Here is a 20766-nt window from a genome sequence, read left to right on the forward strand (position 1 = left end):
GCTCGAATGTCATATCAGATTGATTTCTGGTTGAGTGTATTTACTGATCAGTCGCCCTTCTTTTTATTTTTAAAAGCAAAAGGAATCGAGATCATGAATGCGCCGATCATGCACAACGTCGAGTAGAATGCCAGTTGGTTTCCTTCGCTTCCTATCTCATCCACCAAGATTCCCGTATTGAATAACAAGACGAGGGACCCAATCAAAACGATAAAAGAATTAAATAAAATCCAATACGAGCTGGGGATTTTCGAACCCAAAAAGGCCAGGTGTACGAGGTTACTTAAACTGAGAAACAGAAAGACGTAAATCAAAAAATTCAAAGAATCTAGAACATCCAACATACAGAATCATCCTCTCGTAAAATAAAAATTTAAGAATAAAAGGTATTCTTATACAATTAAGAGAACCATAACCTCATTCATGAAGGCAATCCTGCTATAGATGTATTCAGTTTTTACAATAGAAACTATAATATTCTATATTAATCCTTTTATGTTTTGGTATTGAATCAAAAAATCACGGTAACCAAGTGAATTTAATACAACCTCATTGTCACTGAGTTTGAAGGACTGACTCGAGAAAATAAGGATTTTGAGAAATAAAGTTCAATGATGTTTCTAGGTTTTAGAACAAGTGTCAAGGAAAGTGTGGTGTAAAGAGTGTATTGGAATGAGCTGATAGGGTATGCGGTTCCTCTATGTGTGATGATGGTTATATGGTTACGTTACAAGAATTTTGATACATACTTCATGTTTTCTTGGGTATTTAGTGTCATCAACGTGATATATGCATATATAATTTATTTTCATGATGTCGTTAACAGCTCGATTCACGCGGGAGGACTTCATCCGTTGGATTGGATGATTGCTCTTTACACGATAATCATAGTCTGTGGGATAATTTATGGATGTACTGCCAGTGTCTTGATTTGCCTATCGTATTTAGTTTATCGATTGCGTAATGGGCGATTTCCTAAGCAGGATGTGTGATCAAGGTCCACATGCGTCGCTTGAATAGGAGCGTATATGACATCTTATGAACAAGAGGGGTAAAAGTAAAATGAACAAGAAGGATATCGAACTTCAAAGGTCATTAGAATTTTTAGCGAATGGGTGGGAGGTTAGCAAGTTAGACATCGATTACTTGCATGAGACGATTTCACTCATCGTCGAGAGCGTACGGCAGCAACAGATAGTAAGAACACACATCACATTCAAAGAGGTACTCTCCTTCTATGTATATCAGGAGGAGGTTGCTTACTCTGAGACCCTAGATGCGACATATAGACTTAACGACCGAGGAAAAGACGACAACGTTTTTGTCAGCGAGATTGGCTTTCACAGGAACGGGTTCGGACAGGTCAAAATTAAATGCATAGACCCTGAACAGACGGCGATTAATGCAATCACTTCAAAAACGAATATGTATTTCCAAGTCAATAATAAGGACCACTTTTTTATCGAGTGTAATGCTATCGAAATCAACGATGATGTCTTCGAGGGGTTGATTCAATCGAGTGAGAGTTTAAAAATCACTCTCGACTAATTTGGGAGGGTATGATTCTAGAAACGATTCTCAGTTTTAAAGGCAGTGGTGTGATCACATTTCTGAATTGAAGTATACATGTCTGATTCTTAACTTTTATCGGAGGGTGGTCGGGTGTAGGGTTGTTAGCCTACGGTTTAATAGGGCTAGTGGTGAGCACACTTATTGTACCGGGTGTTTGGATACTTTCGAAACACAGAAAAGCTGATTTGTAATCGGAAGTAACGCTCTCCGTGGTTTGCCTAAGAAATGAGACTCGGGATAGATTCCGTTTCGTACTCGAGGAGAAATGTTACCTATTTCAAATTTCAAAAGTCAGGTCTGTTAAGTCAGGATTATGGTTGATCTGATTGATGGGCAGACATTTGCTAAGAACTACCTATAGCTAAGTCATATAAAGGTGGAGGCTTTATCACTAAAAGACAAAAATATCGTGTATGATGACTGATACAAAATCAAGTGAAAACAAAAATAAAAAGAGGTAATGAGATGAGTATAAGAATTACATTTGATAAAAAATTAAGGTTGGGATACATATATCTCTTCCCTGAAAACTATAGGTACAAGATACATGAAACGAAGGAACTAGACTCGAATCCTTTTCTCGAATTAGATTGTGATGAGTTAGGACGAGTTGTAGGAATTGAATTATTAGATTTTGAAACACTCAGCTTGAGTCAGGTAATGAGTAAAAACATTCGCTATGAGAAAAAATCAAATTGTGTTTCTCTACGTTTAAATAATGTCCCGATTGAGAGTACAACAACATTTGCAGGAATCAAGTTCCATTTTTCTGAGGCGAATTACACCGGCTTTATAGGGTTTGATATCATTGATTTAGATAAATACCCTATTCAGGATCTATAAAATAATTGTTAGCTTTACAAGGCCGAATATGAGGTGTTATCAAATACTTAAGCACGACTATTTCATGCTGTCAGTGAGAACAGTATGGTTTTGGGGTTTTAACGGCACTATGTATTTCAGTTAGCTCATAAACAGCAAAGTTAAGTAATTTTTATTTTGATGTTCGACCTCATCTTTGAACCTTTCAAATGTGACTAATGCTACGTGGGATACATATGAATAATCACAAAAAAGACGCTCCGATGCAATCGAGAGTGCCTGATTGTGAGCAATTGTTAGAAGTGAGTGTGAGTCCAACATTTTCCGAGACTTTAATCTAAATCGACAATCGAGGAAGTCTGATTGATTCCCTCAATTGTCGTAATAGCGATTGTAATGCGGAGCATATTTTTCCTTTAAGTTCTGGATCTTGATATCATCCCAAGAAACGATATCAACCACGTCGGTACTCACATACATTAGGAAGTCTTCGTTGTAAAAAGCGATATAAGCCAGTGTGTTCCCTTTGTAAACTTGAGTACAATAGTTCATGACCTCTGTAAAATTAAGATTTCTAATGAGGGTGTAAACAGCACCATCTTCAGAAAAGTCATCTACCACGGTGTGTTCTTTCCAGTTTCGAATCGTTAGATATCTGCCAAGTTTAGATTTTGATGAACAACGGACATTGTTCATGATGTATTCAGAAACAAATATGAGATGAAGTGGTTGAGAACCTTCAAAAATGGATTTTAGAATGTCCTTTAATAAAAAAAGATTTAACTCGTCCATACTAAATCTGATTCGGTGTGTTGAATCGACTTGAAAGTGTGGCGTTTCTTTAGTGACATCAAAAACAATATTAAATTTATCAATCTCAAACATGAATTAGTCTCCTATTCTATTTAGTTGAGCATCATATGTGCCCGAACGTTTTTTATACTGTTGATCCGAATTTCATTTAGCTTGCCCTCATTCTCAGTTTTACAGCTAACATCACTACTAGCAATATAGGTAGTGAAAAAGCTAATGTTGCAATAATCATCTACTTCATGATTTGTTCTTTCTTGAATTGTATCAGTCCATTCCCATATCTGTCATAAGTGATAAAAATTCGAGGGGATTTACTTTTTAGTTCGTAATTGAATGTTTAGAATTGATGGATTGATTGATGGTAAATAGCCTGGTTTTTGTCCAACGTAATCGTGTTTCCTATGTAAGTCCTGGTTTTCTTCAATCAAGACCAGGATTGGTGTAAATTAGACTGAGATATTCTTGCTTGGATGCGAGATATCATTAGGCTATCAACAGGAGAGTAAGATTTTGATGGATAATTTCCAACCAGTCCAACAGACGATGGAGGAGTTTTTTCGACGACTTCCTGATCGGTACAAGGGTGGAGACGAGGAATTTAAACTCGTGAGCATTGGACATTTTTTTAGTGTGAGAGAAGGAGAATGTTTGACCGATTTTTTCCGTCTTCTTTAGTACAAAAACGCTTCGCCATAATCGACATACGTAACATGTAGAAGAAATTGGAGAAATCTCGCGTTACAATCGACTACATGCGCAATAAAATTGAATGTATAGTAATATGGTTTGACGTATGAAAAACATAAAATCTAAATGATGTGATAAAATCAAAAGTAGAAGTATCACAAAAATCATTACGTAAATAGGAGATTTATATGAATTCTAATGAAGACGTAAATCATACAAAAAACACAAAAAAATTCTTACATACGTATGGGTTTATTTTATTCTTCTCATCTGTTTTAATGTTTATAATTCAGCATCAATATTACACTTTATATGAAGTGGTTGAAGGAATGATTTTCTTTTCCGTTGTCACGTTAATATACTTTACTTTAGTTCATCTATTCTTTAAGAACGAACAAGGTAGAAAAATTGTTAGTTGGTCATTGCTATCTCTATTCGTTATTACGATGACAGCACTTTTTTTTATTTGAAAAATGTTAAACTCCAACAAAAAAGCAGACAATCTTTTGTTAAGATTGTCTGCTTTTTATTAATCCCATAATTCAAATTTAATATTTCCGACTATGTTGCGTGTAGTTGTTACTACGAATTCTGCATCGTTATCTGCACCATCAACATATGGATTCACATTGAAAGTATAGCAACTGTTGTTTCCCCAGAACGAAGTTGCTTTGATGACCGATCTAGAACTTCCATCATCATCATATACTGTAACGTTTGCTCCTCCGAAAGCTTCTTTCAAACAGATTTTCGCCTTTCCACCTTTTGCTCCATTCAAATATCCTACTGTACCATTACCTATGATTGACGTGTCAACCAATTTCCAATCAGCAGCTTCTCCGTCAGTTGGCGAAAAAAACAGACTCCCTACTATTACTGCACTAGCAAATAACCCTTTAGAAACTTCTTCATAAACATCCCTCTTTTTTGAAATATAATACAGTAATATTATAACAATAAAAAACTAAAATGCATTATTTTTATGGAAAATAGAGGGATAATTTTTGGTTTATAAAAAATAATCATACTTTAGAGGATTATGGAAAGAGGATTATGAAAACAAATAAAATTAAATGTCTGTTAAAGATGTTTATATTCATTGTGTAAGCCTCAAGATTTTTTGAAATAACACTAGGAACTACATGAAATAAAATATGATGCGCCACACTTGGATACGAGATGGTGTTAGGTTATCAATAGGATAAAATGATTCAGATGGATAGTTGTCAATTAGATTAATAGGCAATGGACAAGATGATAGAGGTATTGCTTCGATGCTTTCTAGATCGGCTATAGGAACAGTTCGACGACTTGAAATTCGTGAACACAGACATACTGTGTGATATGGAGGAAGGAGAACACTCGATTAATCCCGAACCTCCTCAATCAGCATGTGCCGCTGGAATGCATCAGGCTTCAACTCATCGCGGTGCTCGTCTTTAAATCCATCGTGGCTGAATTGAGTTCTTTGAACTTGTATATCGAAGATCACGCCATCACCCGTATCACCCTTCAAGGAAAACGTCCCCGCATCTATACAAATGTCACGCCGTCAACCATCACGGTGGACCACCTGTACATTTTTCATTGAAAGGATTGTAAAGACAAGAAGAGGCAGAGCAAGTAAGCATAATCAGGAGAATCGAGATGAAGCAGGCGTGCCGGATGCTATTTTAATTAAGAACACCGATGGATGAAAAGATGACGAAGAACCTATTGTGCTTGTAAGCTTATACGATATGTCCAAACATGAGGTCCGTCAAGGCGAATCGGAGAGCCGTGAGTCTCAACAGTGAAGTACGTTTCAAAGTCAGATGTTACCACCGTATAAAGATTACAGGATGAAGCAGGATAAAAAACGCATCCTTCGATTTTACGAGGATGTGTTTGATCAATTTGACTCTATTTGTTGACCGTCGCATGAGTATGATTACTCTCCGACCATGCCATCCCCGTCATTGTCCTGCATATAAGGATATAACCAATGGCTGCTTCTGATCGGCATGCTGAATCCAGCATCTTTGGCTTCTTGGATTGTCACTTGCCCGTTGCCGTTCGTGTCGACGTTTGAGACGTCTCCGCTCGGTTCTGTAGCCACCGAGGGTTCACTTTCGGTCGCGGCAACAGTGTTCTGCTCGGTCTCTGCACTTGCGGCGGCAGCGACTTCTTTCTCTGCCTGTTTCTCAGCGTTCACAATGGCTTTTTTAAGCTCCGCCTCGTGTTTTTTCTGCATTTTTGCTTCCGCTTCCTTTACTGCTTGGGCCGTGATTTTATCGGCGTCCTCTAATTTCTTGGTTAAGGATGTGATCTCGGTCTTGTAGTCTTTGACCACCAGCTTTAAATCGTCATATTCTGATTGAAGACTCGCAAGCTGCTCTTTCACTTCAGCGACTCCTTGCTCACATTGTTCCGCACTGATTGGGGGTTCTTCGAGGTTGAATGCCCATCCCCAGAACAGTAAAAAGAAGACTGTGATTAACACGCGTCTTGCCCTCGTAAACTTTTGATGCCACCACATCAAAAAGAGTCTGACAGGGATTAAAAAGATTAGCATTAGGACGATAAACCACGTTGATTTATAAAATTTCATAATCACTCCTCCTCCAATAGAGAATATATAATAATCCTAATTAGAGAGAGAGGTTTATTTTACAAGTTAAGACAATAGTATTTTATTTTTGTATAAATTAACGCTGTTTATTTCTGCAGTAGGAACTTTTCATACTTTGTAAAAGCATAAAAAATAAGTGTACGTCAAACGGGATATCACTTTTGAGGCCATTCTTTGAATTTGGCTGTAAATAAACAAGCATGTATACATTCGACGTCGAATGTATACATGCTTGTTTGACTACTATTATAATCGTTAGGTCAACATGAATTAACTGTAAGATCATCTACTTTATCTAACGGGTATTTAAGATGATTTTGAGTGAACTATGATTCTAAATCATCTATCTAATCTGGTTATAGTAAGCCTAGGCGACTATAGCAGGATAAAAAGATAAAATGCATCATTTTGTTCTTCTAGTGCGCAATTGTCAACGTCCTTGCCGTGGCACTTAGGTATATTTGTTAATACGACTCATTTTATCGAAATATACGAACACGTTGAAGCACATATGTACGATGATGCATAACAGTATTTCTTGAGAGTACCAAAATAAGATACTTTGACCAAGTGCAAACACGATTTTGTAAATGGACTTCGTACCCTGATGAAACATGTGGGTCACAGTGAACGATAGGCTGGACACCAAAAAATAATAGAGAATCGGAAATCCAAGACTCATGAAATGCTGATAGAGAAAATAGCGAAACACCAATTCTTCCACAATCGGATAGAGAAGAATCGATACGATGGCAAGTAACGTATAGCGATCCTTAAAAAAATCGAGCCTCACGTTTCGATAAGATTGAAAGTACTCGAACACGAAAGACCCGGCCAATAACGTTAACGCTGATAGCGCTAGATAGATCATCTTGATTTCTGAGAACAATAAAATGTTCATCAAGACGACTAGCGTCAAGACAATTAAGAATCGATATAGCTCTCGAATGTTACTCCATAAATTCAATGTATTCGCCAACACCAACAACACACCAGGAAAGACCGTCAGATAAAATACAATACTACGCCAAAGGATGGGGAATTCTATTGTGAATCCCTCCTGTCTGTTTGAAACGCGGGTGATGGAATGGCGGATAAGAAGGAAGTGAAATCGGGAGAAGTTCTGGTGTAATGACTTTCACGACCTCTAAGTTCAAATGTTGGAACTCGTGTGATGCAATCGGCAGATAACAGGCGAATTTTGATAATGACTGTGTCTGGCGGATTAAGTCAGATAAATCGGACGTTTTATTTTGATGACTAAATTGTGAGACTGGTTGATGCTTTAGAACAGGGCGTCCGTATTTTGCGTAGTAAATGACATTGTCATCGAGATTGTCGATGTCTTGTTTATCAGGTGAGCCAGTTACCTGTTTAAATTTATCGGTATCCATCCAAGATACGTTCAATGCATACTCTACAACTGTCATGCACTCGAAGAAACTGCGGTAAACCGCTGTCTCCATTGAAGAAGATGCTTGAGAGCCGACGACGTATTTAGGTAAAGGTGATGCAGGATTCTTAGTCGTGATTTCACATACGACAATATGTAAAGGCTTGTCATAGGAAATGTCTAAGAAATTGACATCGAAGTGTGAGAGGAACATCTTGACGGCTTTTCGTTGACTCGAGAAATATTTAGTCAGAATATCCTCGATGTTCACGTTTACCTTTGTTGCTGTATGCCCCCCGTACCACCAAAGATTGAGTGAATCAATTTGTAAGAGCTCGCTGATACTATTCTCTAAGGCCTGAGGAAATGACTCATGACAGGCAGTACCCGTTGAGACCGCACTATTATTGACCCTTTTCTCGTTCTCGAAAAGGGTTTTCTCATACATCACTACCATCTGAAGAGGGATGAACACAGTTGTTTTTGGATCGAACAAAGAAATCATTGGCACCCATTGCAAGACATCCTCATCAGAGATGAAATGGGCAACATCTTCTCGTGCAAAGTAAACATTGATCAGATTTAAGTCACAAATCAATGCGGTTGGGTATGTTTCGGTAAGTTCTACAAAAGAGGCGTTCACGATTCTATCTTTATAGGCTGCATACATTGTCGCAAAGGAGAATCGTTCTGCACTTTCCCCTAAAAAACTGACCAATGATTCGTTATATGTGGTCCCATAACCACTCAAGTGGTAGTTGACGTCTCGAGGGGCGCCCTCGATGACTTTTGAGAAATCTGTGTAGTTTGAGGTCATATAGAAATACTGTGGAACGGGATGCGAGTTACACCCAAGGAAGAACGAATTCTTGTTCCATAGACCGGTCACGGTTCCGCCAAGAAGTGATTGGCGGGTTCGGTTATAGTTGATGTCATTATATACTGTGATCATTACTGGAGAATTCCTTCCAAAATGTTAATCGAGCGTAAGGTTTGCTCTTTAAATTGGATGTTCTTCATCTCGGCACATGAAGGACAACTCACATGAACACGATTTGTGTTAAATGAATATTCATAGTTCTGAAGGTGAAAATGTTGCACATTCCCAAGTAGAGAACTACGTTCGTAAATATTGATATTCTCTAGCTCTTTTTGAATGATTCCTGTGATGATATTCAGTTCAGCCGCTTTCGGTGTTGATTCATGATTGGATTCAATGGGGTATTCTGGATATCCAAATCGTGTGACGATATTTTTTTCTAAACACTCAAAGCAGCCGGTCTCTCCGTGATGAATGGCTGTAATGAAAATGTGTTCATTATCAAATGTGGCGATAGTGTTCTGTAGGTTTGCCAAGTTCATAAGGCGATTAAAGGCACGAAGTCGATTAAGGTTGGCCATTGAATCAATCATATATACCGAATCAAAGCCGCGAAGGAAATTGGCGGAATATTCCGTCTTTTCTTCGAGTAAATGTTTCTTTTTCTCCTCCATGAACGTTTTAACCAAGTCTTTAGATAGAATGGTCGAAAGTTTTTCCACTCGCGCTAATCCAGAAAATTGTGTGGAGGTAAACTCATGAATTGAATCTTCGACCAATACTAGAATGTTTTCTGGCCGGTTAATTTTTTGATCTATGTAGCCCATTCGGTTCAAAAGTGTAAAATCTTCAAACGTATCTGAGTGCTCACTGAGTGTGATCCGACGGTCGGTAATGAAGCGATTAAAGTCCTCTATGAAGCGGATACTACTCTCTTCTTTATCGATGGTGAGCTCGTCTCGATGAAGGACCCCTTTATGGAGGATATATTCATGTTGGTTATTGATGACCCTTAAAGAGGGTGGATAAATAAAAGTTTTCATATGTTATTCCTTTCCACAGATACTTGAGAAGATGATGTGCTCGTTTACTTGATCTAGATGCAAAGCGGTTTCGATAAGATTTTTATTGAATCCGGCGACCGGGCAAGATACGAATCCGAGGGACGTAGCGACCAAGTCAAAATTATGAGACATGACGCCTACCTCTACAAACGAATTGAGTAGTGAAAGCTCACCATATTTGACGTAGTTTCGGTTGATGTCATACCTGAAAAATAAACTGAGACAGGAGTTTAGCATATCCATTCCCGAGCCAGCGAAGAACTCGGCGGTGTTGATCGTATCGGTATCGACAGGGGCAAGCGTATGTGAACCTGGTTGGTATTTATAGAAGCCGTTGGATAATCCCTCTACGTTGTTGATATACAAGTAAACGGAGATGGGATATAAAGCACCCCCAGAAGAGTACATTCGATGTTTTCCTTCCCTTGCGCCTGGGAGGGAAACATCTGATAAACCGAATGCATACTTCAGTAGGTGGCTGAGTGTATCGATAGACATTTCAAAGTGATGAAACCGTCGCCCAGATCTTCGCTTCAAAATGATAGAAGAGAAAGACTCTTTAATTTTCTTAAATTTCTTTTGAGGTAAAAAGATGGTCGTTTCGTCAATAATCTCCTCATACTTTATCGAGTCACCATACATACCAGAAATGTTTAGTTCGTTGAATTTAGCAATACTTTTAAAATCATTCAAGCCCTGTTTGTTTAGGTTCATCAAATATGAGATCATCGGGGACTCTGCATTTCCCTGCAAGATTTGCGTATAGAGGTGCTTGTTATCGCGATTCGAAAGATTGGACGAATCGTTCAAGAGAACAGTATGTTCATGCAGTAGACCCTTATTTTTGATATGAATCATTATGCTGCTCTCCTAGACGTCTTTTTCTTACGACCAAACATGAGCTCACCGAGGACGACGAACAATAGTGAGGACACAACGCCGAGTAACATCATATTGTTCGTATTTGGGCTCTCTGTGCCATTCTCGAAACTAAAGATTTCTAAGCCTAAGAAAGTGATCGCACCATTATTAGCAGCGGCTTCTGTATACCCGAAACGGATGACAAAATAAAATAGCACTGCCGAAGCAATCATTCCTACAACAATCTCTAAAGTGACTCTTAGTGCCTGTTTATTCATATAATTTCTCCTCGATTCCAAATAGTTTTAACTACGACAAGTCCACTAGCGATGAATATCCATACTGTGTTTACCCAAAGGAAAGTTTTATTGATGAGTGAATCATTCGTCCAAATCTTAAAAAAGTCATTCGCTAAATATTTGACTGGTAGAAATTCCGCTATGTTTCTGAGGGGTGATGGGAGCTCGTTAAATGGAACAAATACACCGATGAACATATAGATTGAAAAGAGTAAAATCATCCCTAGAGGCAACAAGAGCTTTGTATTTCTCACATAAAGAGCGAGAACAAGTCCAACCAAAAACAAGCCTACCATCAGATACATGGTATGTAACAAGTAACTAAAGAGGTGTGCCATGGTCGGGAGGTTCAAATCAAAGAAAACCGTAGCCACTAGAATGTTAAATAAGATACTGGATAAGGCCAGCACGACATAGGATAGTAAGTCCGCAATCAATAGACTACGAATATTGACCCCGAAAAATTTTAGTCGCTTCAAGCTGTCATTCCCAATACTTTCTCCCACCCAAATTGGAAAGCTGATGAAAGCAATAGGAATAAGTCCGATTGCCGTACTGATTAAAAAATACTTATCAACAAATCGATATCCGTTCCCGATGGAGAAATTCCCATATGACACAACCATGATCGTTAACATTAGAATAGGAAACACCAAGGAGAAGAAAATCGAGATTGGGATTCTGAGCTGCATTTTCAAGCTCAATTTCAAATGAGTAAGCATCATTTTGTCCTTTCACTACACAATAAGAATGAGGTGTACAGGTTTTGCTTGAGAATGGTGAAATCCAGGTTTTGTTGTTGCACCTTACGTAACCAGTCCGATTCCTGATTGTGATTTTCAATGATTAAACCGAGGGAATCCTCCATCTTGATTTTTTCTAATTCGATTGAATCAAGAAATTCTTGCTTGCCGTCCATAATTTTGATGATAGAGTGATGTGAATAAATGTCTTCAAAAGCTGAGATGAACCCAAAGAACATGATTTTACCGTCTTTTAGAATCAATAAGTGAGTCGCCCAATCTACTAATTCTTCAAAGTAATGTGTGACATGGAGAACCGTCTTGCCTCGAGTAAACTCTTTTATATTGCCCAAGAGCTTCTCACGCTTCTTGAAGTCTAGTCCTGAGGTGATCTCATCAAAGATATAGTAGGAATTATTTCGTGTAGAGGTAAGCGCGAGTGTTAGACGTTGCGCTTCTCCACCAGACAAATCTTTTATGTAGCGGTTTGCGAGTGTCTCGAGTTCATAGGAATGAATTAGTCGAGAATATGCCTCATCACGCCGTTTGTAATTTGTTACAAGTTCAATCAATTCGTATACTTTCAACATGTCATTGTAAATATTTTTTTGAAAGACGATGCCGACTTCTGTAGGGTGGATCTGGGGTGTCACACTACCATCAAAAGGTATTTCACCCAATAGGGCCTCAATCAGTGTGGTTTTTCCCGCTCCGTTTTCTCCAAGCACGGCGACTATGCTACCTGAAGGAATCTCAATTTCTTGGCCAATAAAATCGAGAATTTTTTTTGATGGCCTTTCAACAACTAAATCTTTAATGGAGATAGCAGTGTTCAAAATATGGGCTCCTTTTTTAAAAAATGTATCCAGGAATACAGCGTATTCCTGGAGCGTACATAGCGATTAAGCAGATGAAGAACATGAACATGAGCAAGAACATGAACAAGAGCATGAACCTGCAGCGTAATGCATTGTTTCTGAGCCATTCGACATCTCAGAGTAATTACTTGAAGCTTGATGTTTGATTTTCATGATGGTTCCTCCTGACTAGAAGCTCACGTGGCAATTTAATTATTGAATATGACGATATTGGTAATCAACCGTAAATAAAGAAAAAAATGGAATTGATGTAATTGGCCTATGACATTTATCTAAGTGTGACAAATGTCATATTGAAGTCCTAAAAATCGTTACTAAGCACATGGAAATCATAAATAAGCACATATTTTCTATCTTATTAGCTCTTTATTATTCAAAGTAGTAAACGATAAATGATTTTTATTTTAATTTGGCTCTGAAATACGATTTGTTAATTAGGGGAATATGGCTAGAAGAGACTAAAAAAATGAAAAGAAACGGGTGGGAACGTTAAATAAGTATTATGCACATCATGGTCTAATAGATCCTAAAAAGAGTCTATTTCTATAGAGAGTGGGAATACGACATCAGTTAGAAAGCAATCTATTAAGAAAGGCAGACCTTTCTACTGAGGGACAATCTAACGAAATACAGCAGAGCGTCCAAATATAGAGGGAACATTTCAATGAAACATAAATGGTGGCAAAGAAGAATACTTATTTCTTCATCTAAGAACTGTCGATTAGGTTCCCTCGGCTCGTGTAAATAGGATAACCTCAAGAAAAAGTGAAGGGTATTGATCATGTCGAAATCGATTTAGTCGCCCCGTTTTTAATGATGAAGGAGAAGTTTGAACATAATCTAAGAACAATAAATTGATGTAAGCCGTCCCTTTGTGTATAAAGCTCTTAAAGCGATAATAATCGAGGAGGTAGACGAAGATGGATACTCGTACATATCCAATTTTCGTTATGACGTATCTTTATGTTCTTGGACTTTACTAACGGGAGGCACGTAGCATAAGGATAACGTCAAAAGCAAATATTTGTGCATTCCCCGTACTTGCTTGATTACCTGGTGTTCGAAGTGGGTTAGATTCTTTTTAATAAATATATTACTGAATGGAATAAACAAATTATTCACGTGTTGATTGAAAGATATCCCTCGATTCGGAGAATAAAGAAAGTGAACAAGCTTGAATGGCCATACTCCTGTGACTAGAGAATGGCCTGTTTAAGTAACAATCCGCGAATAATTTTTGTGTATTCATTCACGATCTAATAATTCTATTTTAAAAATATCTGTACTACCTGAGCGATCCGTTAACAGTGTAATGGAGACTAAATCTCCATTTGATAACTCGGGAAGACCAATAACATCATCATTTTGATAAATTGTGATTTGTTCTTCAAAAAAATCGTAATTGAGTGTACCTTGAAATTCTTCTTTATTTAATTCAATTCCTTCAACTACTATGGAATCGTTATCGATTTCTGTGATTTGCGCATAAAAAGTCTCCACATCTGTTGGTTTGAACTCCCACAACGTTTTTTCGTAGTCCTTATATGCATTCGTGTAGCCTGCAAAATAGCTAATTAAAATGCCCATCAGTAATATAAAACCAGACATGATTATAGTGATTTTGTAAGGGGGGGCAAGCGTAGAACGTTTTTCATTATTACTTTTTAAAGCTTTATTGATATGACGTTTGTAAATTTGAAAGTAAATAACGATCGAGACAATAAATATCGATAATAGTATTGATGAAGCAACGATATAGTTTGGAAATGGCAAGAAATATTCCTCCTTTAAATTTGAAAGTAGTCTTTAAAAACATGATAGTAACTTCTTGTGACATCAACTTTTTTCCCGTTAATTAACGTAAGGATGAATTTTGAAGAAAGTGTCGGCTTTATTTGTTTTATTTTACTGGTGGAGATGATGACAGAGTTACTGATGCGTAAAAATGCTTGAGGATCTAGAGAGTTTGCGATTTGGTATAGGCGCTCATTGCACTGGTATAAAGAGTCATTGGTCTGAATTTCAACACTATCGCCGTAAGACTCAATGCAAATAATGTCTTCTACAAATAAAACGAGTTTCTCACTGGTTTTTTTATCTCTCACGGTTAAACTTTTAATAAAATTATTCACTTCACTCAATACGAGTTCAGCAGTGTCGTCCACTTCTATTCCTTTTTCTTTCAAAATTGATTGTATTTCATCGAATCGATCTTGACCTACACAAAGTTTAATCTTCAAATCACGTCCCCCTTTCGTATTTGTTTAACAAAGAAACCTGATTTCAGAGTCAGTGTAACAATTGGGAATTTATATCACAATATAAGAACGGTACTTTACACTTATATTCAGATGAAATGCATTAATGGGTGGATACTCTTCCTAAGTTAAACTTGAGATTTGAATCAAAACTAATCATCAGATGTTGTTCTATTATTAAAACTGATGTTATTCGCACCTATTCAAACCTAAGCACCCTAATGCGTCAAAGGAACGTGAATACTTTAAAGATATGCCAGATGCACTTAAATAATATTTGATTCATGAGGTGAAAAGATGGATTATATCTGTCCTGTTTGTGGTTATGATGGCTTAGAAGAATCAGCATATAATGAATATGATCTTCCTTCGTTTGAAATTTGTTCTTACTGTCGATTTCAGTTTGGAGACGATGATGATGTTGAAGTTAGGGAGGGAGTGTTCTTACTCGAGAGAAAAAGCTCATTCTGTTCACAGAGAAAAATGGATCAAGGATGGAGTAGAAATTTTTCAGCCAGAATACTATCCAGCAGAATTCCAAGTGAATGACCGAGTAATAAAACAACATTTAATCCAACAGTTAAAGAACATTAATATCGATATCACATGATAAACGGATATAGGACGTTTTGGATTCGGATTTTTCTAATTTTATTATATTAAAAAATACTTTATTCCGATTTATGAGCTGAGCCCTATTTTACGGACAGTTTAATAAATAGTGCCTCGAATTCTATACGGCAATCAGATGGCCCCGGTATTCTCCGGGGTCATTTTTTAGATTCCATTGCTTGAGTTCGCTGTTTTAATAGTCGATGGTCAAGAAAATTTTTTAGATGCCAGTAGAAGGACTCGATCGGTGCGTTTTCTAGACATTTCCCACGACTTTCGGTCAACAGCTCCTCTTTTCCTGATCCTCGAGGACGGCCAGTATATTAAAGTCGCCCGTGTAATGGATTGACCGGTCCGAGACCGACCCCACGTTTGGATTTGACTTTGGCTGCCTGAGCTGATTGTTCGTTGAAGATGATTTTAACCTATGGATGCGTTTCCCCGTCTGAATGAATAGGTTCACTATATCGATTCGACCGCACGCAAAATAAACTGAATGAGTACTTTTTATCGAGTGTCTGTCATTCAGGTTTCAGTTCATCTTATATTCGATTATTTTCATTTACACAGGAAATAAATACTTAAGTGTTAGAGGAACTCGATAAGAAATGAAACTACAATATATACAATGGGCAGGAATGTTATCAGTAACCCGATTAGTCTGGTTCTACTCTTAAATTGTAATGCTAAGCCTACTAACCATACAGCTAACAAAGTCAACCAAACATAACTGGATAGTGGCTGATTTGCTTCTGCCATTCCGCTTATCCCTAAAGCTATTACAGTAAGAGCTGTAACCACTAAACCAGTTATAATATTGATAGTAATTAAAAGTGACCTATTCATGGATATCCTCCTTAGATTGAATTTATTTCAATTTATAGTATAAAGTTATTTATAAAATGGTACAAATCCCTAATTAAGATTGTAAATGTATATAATTATAATAAATATATTATTAAGTATTTGGAATTTAATGTATATAATTATAATAAATATATTATTAAGTATTTGGAATTTGAGGATATTGTTTTTTAAATTTGATTTTTTGGATTTTAAATATAGCTTAGCACCTAAAATTGAAATTTTTAGTTTAAGTGTTAAGCTATATTTACTTTTATATAAAATTTTTTAGAGCATTATTATGATTTTTTGAAACCGTTTACTGTGATTTATTTAATATAATGCTACTCTCTCTCCCGCACCTCCACCATATCTCCGCTGCAAATCGCGTCATTCAGCACATTCTCATAGACCGATATGACCTGTTCATCGACATTAGGCATCTCAATCTTTTGGATTTCCTTATGGTACTTCGTCAATAACGCCTTGTGCTCGGGTATGAGGAATGAAATCCATTTCAGCTCACCCTAATCGCGATACATCGTCATAAAAATCACCCTCCAAATAAAAAGAACGTTTGTTCCTGTTTTATACCCGATTTGTCTCGTTTGAACAGCTTTTTACGTGATTGGTGATCCGTGCGTCCTGAGGACAACTTATCCGAACGGTTACATAAGGCTGGGGACCTCATCGGCATCCCGGTGCTCGATCACCTCATCCTCGGTGCGCACGAGTTGTACGTCAGCATGAAACAGCGAGATTACATGGGGTGAATGGAAAGGAGTGGGGCCGGGGGACCGGTCCCGGTCCGTCCGGTAAGGGCAAGGAGGAAAAACATACGTTTTTCTTTGACGGGATCGGAGACTCGCGTTGCTCTCGCCTGGATCCGGAATTCGGATCCGGGAAAAGGAATGTTTTCGTGTGGCGAAAACAAATGGTTTTGGTGAGAAGTCAAAAGCATAAAGAAATCACGTTGCTCTCTCTATTCATGAATGTCTAATTAAGATGAGTGGATTGATGGAAAAATGGGTGCTTGTTTCTCAGATGGCTGTTCTTCGCTTCAATGGCGAATCGTTTCCGGCGGTGGTCCTTGAAATCATCGGTCTGCTCGCAGTCGATTTGATTGCTATGTTCCCACAACTTTATAGACACGCTGTAGGATTTTGATATGGCTCCGCTCTTGTAACACCTTCGCGCAGCGGGCACTGTTTACATAGCTCGATGACGAAAAAGTAAGTTTCCACCTGGTTCTTTCCGATGTCCTTTCGTCCCCCGGTTCGCTGCTGGCGGATAGACTTGCGGGTTCAATGGCGCGACGAGCTTGTACCCTTGCGAAGCAGCATAGATCAAAATGTCTCGGCTTGAATAGGTCGCGTCGCCTACGATGTGGTCGAACTCTGCGCCAGGTTTGGTGTCTCTTTTCCACGTGGCTCGCCAACTGTGGGCCATCTGGAGCTTCCCCAGTTGTGACGACAACAGCCGTGATGATTCCTTTCTCTGTCATCGCGAGATGATGTTTGTAACCGAAAAAAGCGGAGTCGGCGCTCTTGTGTCCGGGCATCGGTGTCCCGGGAGACTCGGAGTTCGACGTGCGTATCCTCCGCAAATTCGCGTTCGAGGTTCACCCGGTCGCGGATGTGTTTGCGCACCATCAACTCGGACATCTCGGTCTTGACAGTCTCGGCGAAGGTGAGCGCATAGGAAAGCTGTGCGGCAAAATCTGTCTCGTCCACCTTCTCCAGGAAACGCCCTTTCGCTGCGTCGGATTCCTTGTAGCACTATCTTTGTATCCTCGATGATCGCCTGTCCAATCGGTTTCTGCCCGTACTTGTCCCGTGAATGGGTCGCATCGACGATCAAAGTCCGTCCCTTGAGCAGTCCCATTTCTTTTGCGACTTCGACCGTGTTTGATCAGTTTGTCGAGGAGTTCTTCATCGTCTATGAGCTGACGGTGGAACTTCGTGAGCGACGACGGGTTGATGACATCATCTTCCGGCGCAAAAATCGAGAAAATATATGTAAGCGAGGTCGATCTTCGCCCGTCTGACGAGGTCATCTTGAGTTTTTCAGTGCCTTCAATCTGATAAACAGGTTTGTAATTTCCTCTGTCTACCTATTGGGGAGTATATCAAGATAGATAGGGTGTTTATTGTCTGTCTATTCTTTAGGCAGTTTAACGCATAATAGTATAATTTAAATATCAATTTCTGTTCTTACTAATTTATTTAACTTTGCTTCGGCATAGAAAAAACCGAAATTCTTAATACCATGAGAGATAAAGTCGTCAGATTTTTGTAAGTGAAGTTTTGCTTTTGATACATCACTCTCTAAAAATGCAATCATTGCTTTACCGCGCTCATAAGTAATAACTTCTAACGGAGAGAGTTTTTCTTGTAATCTTTTTATTTTTTCGAGCTCATTTTTCTTATTAAAGAAGAGATTGAGTTGACTCATTTGAGTAAAGTAAGCAAGCTTTATATCTACTCGATCAGGTATTTGTAGTTCAAAGTTATTTAATACTACTTCTCTCGCATTATTAAAATTATTCGTGTCTATTTCATAGTAGTACACCATAACAGCTGATAGTGAATCAGTGGGGTTATTTTTTGCAGCACTAATACTCTCTTTATTCCATTGTTTAGGTCTGAGGGGGCTCGAAAGTTCTTTGCTACGAATCATTTGGTCAATCCAAAGCATGGACTCCTTGTCTCTTTTCCATAACTTTTGGATAATATAACCATCTGAGTCACTCCCGGCAGCTGTTGGAAATATTGTTATTAAAAACAGTCCCATATTCATCAGCGCAAAGAATGAGAAGAATGAATAGTTTGAAATTGAATATAAGAGATAGCTAATTATCGAGGTCGATAAAGAAAAAAGCGGACCACCAATGGCATATAATATTTCATTTTTAATCATTTTTTCTTTTTCAAATGAAGAAGGAAGCATCATTGAAGTACCACCGAATGCAATCCAACTAACGTTAGGAACTATTCTGATTTTGTTCGCTGACTTTTCTAGAGTCAATGGTCCTGTGGTGAAGTATAAAAAACGATGTCCAACATTCAATCCGAACAATACATGTCCCAATTCATGAATAGTTATTGAAAGTAGAAATCCACTCAAATAGGAAGCATAAAAGAATAAATCTTGCCGATCTGAAGGGGAGAAATAGTACATTAAGAAGAATATGAGAGATAAATAACCAGTGACATATGGTGGTGAGAGTAATTTTTTCAAAATCAAAGCCTCCTTCTAAGTGTGAAAGTTCGGAAATTTAATTTACATCATTGAAGATAGTCAAGAGTTTGGCGTAGATTTATCTGCCCGTAACCATATAAGTCATCTCGTCCGGGCGAACCTAAATCGATAACCGATTTTTTGAGAACTTTAATAACAGATTTGTTAGAGACTTTCTTTCTATCTTGTTGAGTCATTCTTGACTTTACCACTAATATAGTGGCACTTACTTGTGGAGCGGCTATACTTGTACCATAAGTCAATGTGTATCCTTCCGGCATACCCACATATGCATCAAGCTCATTTTGAGCAAGTGAAAATGGATATGCACTTACTATCAAATCAAAGAGGCCTGACTTCTCATCTAAATCTCCTCCAGGTGCAGTGAAGTCAACGTTCTTACCGGTATTTGAGTAGCTTGAAATTTGAGTGTTTATGTTTGTTGCTGAAACAGTGATGACATTTTTAATACTTCCAGGAAGATGAACTGTTTTCGATTTTTTCAACTTGTCTAAGTTTTCAGCTCGATTCCCGGATAAGGCGACAACAATTGTTCCGTTATCTTCTGCATATTCGATTGCGCGTTCATATGCCTTTATGAGTACAGCTTCATCATGTATATTAGAATTTTTGTAAGTGCCGAGGCTCAAATTTATTACATCATTTTGATGATTTGTCGCATCAATAATCGCTTCAAGAACCCAAATTGATTCACCATCTACTTTATCCAAAACTTTGTATGGAGTAATTTTGGTTTGGGGAGCGATATTGGCCATTACAGCGGCCACTGAAGTACCATGTCCCATATCATCGTTTACGTTTTGATTATCGTTTACATAATTTTTTGCATGATTTAAGTCCAGATGATCTTTTAACAATGGATGATTTATATCTACACCACTGTCAATCAATGCTACAGATGTTCCAAATCCTCTATCAGTAATTCCGTACTGACCATCCACGGTCTGCATCAAATACCAATTGAAAGGACTTAGTGAAGGGTCATCTAAATTGAAAAACATAGGTACATTTTGTTCTATGCTATTCTCATTTGGACCAATTGTATGCGCAGAAGTGTTTTCCATGTTCTCTTTTATTTTCTTTGCCTCAACATTTACCTTTAAATTAGACTCACTGGTAAATTTGGGTAACTCGCCTTGTTGTACAATGCTTTGAGCATATTGCCTCGAAAGTTCATTCAATTCATTTTCAGTTTTCGTTTTGCTTACTAGAGGTTTTAATTGAACCAA

General features: G+C 38.0%; 20 protein-coding genes and 1 pseudogene. 5 read left to right on the forward strand and 16 right to left on the reverse strand.

Translation table 11 applies throughout. The features are described 5' to 3' along the window. The first annotated feature begins 1062 nt into the window (after positions 1-1062). Both KNO65_RS14460 and KNO65_RS14465 read left to right on the forward strand, forming a co-directional pair. Positions 1063-1548 (forward strand): YxiG family protein, encoded by a 486-nt coding sequence (locus KNO65_RS14460; RefSeq protein ID WP_214691644.1) that lies wholly within the window; start codon positions 1063-1065, stop codon positions 1546-1548. A gap of 489 nt (positions 1549-2037) precedes the next feature. Then, positions 2038-2415 carry a DUF2283 domain-containing protein gene (locus tag KNO65_RS14465; protein WP_214785020.1) on the forward strand — a complete coding sequence of 126 codons (378 nt, stop codon included), beginning with the start codon at positions 2038-2040 and terminating at the stop codon, positions 2413-2415. Between the two features lie 351 nt (positions 2416-2766). Here the strand turns inward: KNO65_RS14465 and KNO65_RS14470 are convergent, their stop codons facing one another. The 12 genes and pseudogenes from KNO65_RS14470 to KNO65_RS14525 form a co-directional block, all read right to left on the reverse strand. Further along, the gene (locus KNO65_RS14470) at positions 2767-3279 is read right to left on the reverse strand and encodes a hypothetical protein (protein WP_214785022.1); all 513 of its coding nucleotides are present in this window, start codon (positions 3277-3279) and stop codon (positions 2767-2769) included. Positions 3280-5824: 2545 nt separating this feature from the next. Then, positions 5825-5977, reverse strand: a pseudogene (locus tag KNO65_RS14475) (DNA/RNA non-specific endonuclease); the annotation flags it as partial. A 979-nt stretch (positions 5978-6956) separates the two neighbouring features. Beyond that, entirely contained in the window at positions 6957-7487 is a 531-nt protein-coding gene (locus KNO65_RS14480) for a CPBP family intramembrane glutamic endopeptidase (protein ID WP_214785024.1), read from the reverse strand. A 40-nt stretch (positions 7488-7527) separates the two neighbouring features. Then, positions 7528-8850, reverse strand: a complete 1323-nt coding sequence (locus KNO65_RS14485) for a YcaO-like family protein (protein ID WP_214785026.1) — start codon at positions 8848-8850, stop codon at positions 7528-7530. Then, positions 8850-9761 (reverse strand): hypothetical protein, encoded by a 912-nt coding sequence (locus tag KNO65_RS14490; RefSeq protein WP_214785027.1) that lies wholly within the window; start codon positions 9759-9761, stop codon positions 8850-8852. The genes KNO65_RS14485 and KNO65_RS14490 overlap by 1 nt, the downstream gene beginning before the upstream one ends. Positions 9762-9764: 3 nt before the next feature. Then, positions 9765-10640 (reverse strand): SagB family peptide dehydrogenase, encoded by an 876-nt coding sequence (locus tag KNO65_RS14495; protein WP_214785029.1) that lies wholly within the window; start codon positions 10638-10640, stop codon positions 9765-9767. Continuing rightward, the gene (locus KNO65_RS14500) at positions 10640-10921 is read right to left on the reverse strand and encodes an LlsX family protein (RefSeq protein WP_214785031.1); all 282 of its coding nucleotides are present in this window, start codon (positions 10919-10921) and stop codon (positions 10640-10642) included. The genes KNO65_RS14495 and KNO65_RS14500 overlap by 1 nt, the downstream gene beginning before the upstream one ends. Continuing rightward, entirely contained in the window at positions 10918-11667 is a 750-nt protein-coding gene (locus tag KNO65_RS14505; protein ID WP_353047435.1) for an ABC transporter permease, read from the reverse strand. Before KNO65_RS14505 ends, KNO65_RS14500 begins: the two co-directional genes overlap by 4 nt. Next, on the reverse strand, positions 11664-12521 hold the full coding sequence (locus tag KNO65_RS14510; RefSeq protein WP_214785037.1) for an ATP-binding cassette domain-containing protein: 858 nt from the start codon (positions 12519-12521) through the stop codon (positions 11664-11666). Before KNO65_RS14510 ends, KNO65_RS14505 begins: the two co-directional genes overlap by 4 nt. A 66-nt stretch (positions 12522-12587) precedes the next feature. Then, on the reverse strand, positions 12588-12716 hold the full coding sequence (locus KNO65_RS14515; RefSeq protein WP_152567760.1) for a listeriolysin S family TOMM bacteriocin: 129 nt from the start codon (positions 12714-12716) through the stop codon (positions 12588-12590). Between the two features lie 1092 nt (positions 12717-13808). Continuing rightward, the gene (locus KNO65_RS14520; RefSeq protein WP_214785039.1) at positions 13809-14336 is read right to left on the reverse strand and encodes a hypothetical protein; all 528 of its coding nucleotides are present in this window, start codon (positions 14334-14336) and stop codon (positions 13809-13811) included. Positions 14337-14350: 14 nt separating this feature from the next. Next, complete coding sequence (locus tag KNO65_RS14525; protein ID WP_214785041.1) at positions 14351-14803, reverse strand: LytTR family DNA-binding domain-containing protein; 453 nt, start codon at positions 14801-14803, stop codon at positions 14351-14353. A 315-nt stretch (positions 14804-15118) separates the two neighbouring features. Between KNO65_RS14525 and KNO65_RS14530 the strand changes: the two genes are divergently transcribed. Then, the gene (locus KNO65_RS14530; protein WP_214785043.1) at positions 15119-15370 is read left to right on the forward strand and encodes a hypothetical protein; all 252 of its coding nucleotides are present in this window, start codon (positions 15119-15121) and stop codon (positions 15368-15370) included. Between the two features lie 1250 nt (positions 15371-16620). Here the strand turns inward: KNO65_RS14530 and KNO65_RS15860 are convergent. Then, positions 16621-16797: a YolD-like family protein gene (locus KNO65_RS15860; RefSeq protein WP_353047437.1), complete on the reverse strand. Its 177-nt coding sequence runs from the start codon at positions 16795-16797 to the stop codon at positions 16621-16623. Between the two features lie 117 nt (positions 16798-16914). On the opposite strand from KNO65_RS15860, the gene KNO65_RS15805 reads away from it, so the two are divergent. Together KNO65_RS15805 and KNO65_RS14545 are read left to right on the forward strand one after the other, a co-directional pair. Continuing rightward, positions 16915-17049: a JAB domain-containing protein gene (locus tag KNO65_RS15805; protein WP_214785047.1), complete on the forward strand. Its 135-nt coding sequence runs from the start codon at positions 16915-16917 to the stop codon at positions 17047-17049. 244 nt (positions 17050-17293) lie between these two features. Continuing rightward, positions 17294-17443 carry a hypothetical protein gene (locus tag KNO65_RS14545; protein WP_214785049.1) on the forward strand — a complete coding sequence of 50 codons (150 nt, stop codon included), beginning with the start codon at positions 17294-17296 and terminating at the stop codon, positions 17441-17443. A 42-nt stretch (positions 17444-17485) separates the two neighbouring features. Here the strand turns inward: KNO65_RS14545 and KNO65_RS14550 are convergent, their stop codons facing one another. The 3 genes from KNO65_RS14550 to KNO65_RS14560 all read right to left on the reverse strand — a co-directional run bounded on the left by KNO65_RS14550 (position 17486) and on the right by KNO65_RS14560 (position 20766). After that, positions 17486-17725 carry a hypothetical protein gene (locus KNO65_RS14550; RefSeq protein WP_214785051.1) on the reverse strand — a complete coding sequence of 80 codons (240 nt, stop codon included), beginning with the start codon at positions 17723-17725 and terminating at the stop codon, positions 17486-17488. A gap of 744 nt (positions 17726-18469) precedes the next feature. Continuing rightward, entirely contained in the window at positions 18470-19516 is a 1047-nt protein-coding gene (locus KNO65_RS14555; RefSeq protein ID WP_214691656.1) for a M50 family metallopeptidase, read from the reverse strand. Between the two features lie 47 nt (positions 19517-19563). Further along, positions 19564-20766, reverse strand: coding sequence for a S8 family peptidase (locus KNO65_RS14560; protein WP_214785053.1), 1203 nt, complete (start codon positions 20764-20766; stop codon positions 19564-19566).

Source organism: Exiguobacterium sp. S3 (genome assembly GCF_018617295.1).
GTDB lineage: Bacteria > Bacillota > Bacilli > Exiguobacteriales > Exiguobacteriaceae > Exiguobacterium > Exiguobacterium profundum.

Excerpts from the sequence above, each read along its gene's own strand:
- KNO65_RS14500 (WP_214785031.1), bottom strand. The coding sequence starts at position 10,921 with ATGAATAAACAGGCACTAAGAGTCACTTTAGAGATTGTTGTAGGAATG.
- KNO65_RS14460 (WP_214691644.1), top strand. The coding sequence starts at position 1,063 with ATGAACAAGAAGGATATCGAACTTCAAAGGTCATTAGAATTTTTAGCG.
- KNO65_RS14545 (WP_214785049.1), top strand. The coding sequence starts at position 17,294 with ATGGAAAAATGGGTGCTTGTTTCTCAGATGGCTGTTCTTCGCTTCAAT.
- KNO65_RS14530 (WP_214785043.1), top strand. The coding sequence starts at position 15,119 with ATGGATTATATCTGTCCTGTTTGTGGTTATGATGGCTTAGAAGAATCA.
- KNO65_RS14495 (WP_214785029.1), bottom strand. The coding sequence starts at position 10,640 with ATGATTCATATCAAAAATAAGGGTCTACTGCATGAACATACTGTTCTC.
- KNO65_RS14490 (WP_214785027.1), bottom strand. The coding sequence starts at position 9,761 with ATGAAAACTTTTATTTATCCACCCTCTTTAAGGGTCATCAATAACCAA.
- KNO65_RS14550 (WP_214785051.1), bottom strand. The coding sequence starts at position 17,725 with ATGGCCCACAGTTGGCGAGCCACGTGGAAAAGAGACACCAAACCTGGC.
- KNO65_RS14465 (WP_214785020.1), top strand. The coding sequence starts at position 2,038 with ATGAGTATAAGAATTACATTTGATAAAAAATTAAGGTTGGGATACATA.
- KNO65_RS14485 (WP_214785026.1), bottom strand. The coding sequence starts at position 8,850 with ATGATCACAGTATATAATGACATCAACTATAACCGAACCCGCCAATCA.
- KNO65_RS14505 (WP_353047435.1), bottom strand. The coding sequence starts at position 11,667 with ATGATGCTTACTCATTTGAAATTGAGCTTGAAAATGCAGCTCAGAATC.
- KNO65_RS14470 (WP_214785022.1), bottom strand. The coding sequence starts at position 3,279 with ATGTTTGAGATTGATAAATTTAATATTGTTTTTGATGTCACTAAAGAA.
- KNO65_RS14515 (WP_152567760.1), bottom strand. The coding sequence starts at position 12,716 with ATGAAAATCAAACATCAAGCTTCAAGTAATTACTCTGAGATGTCGAAT.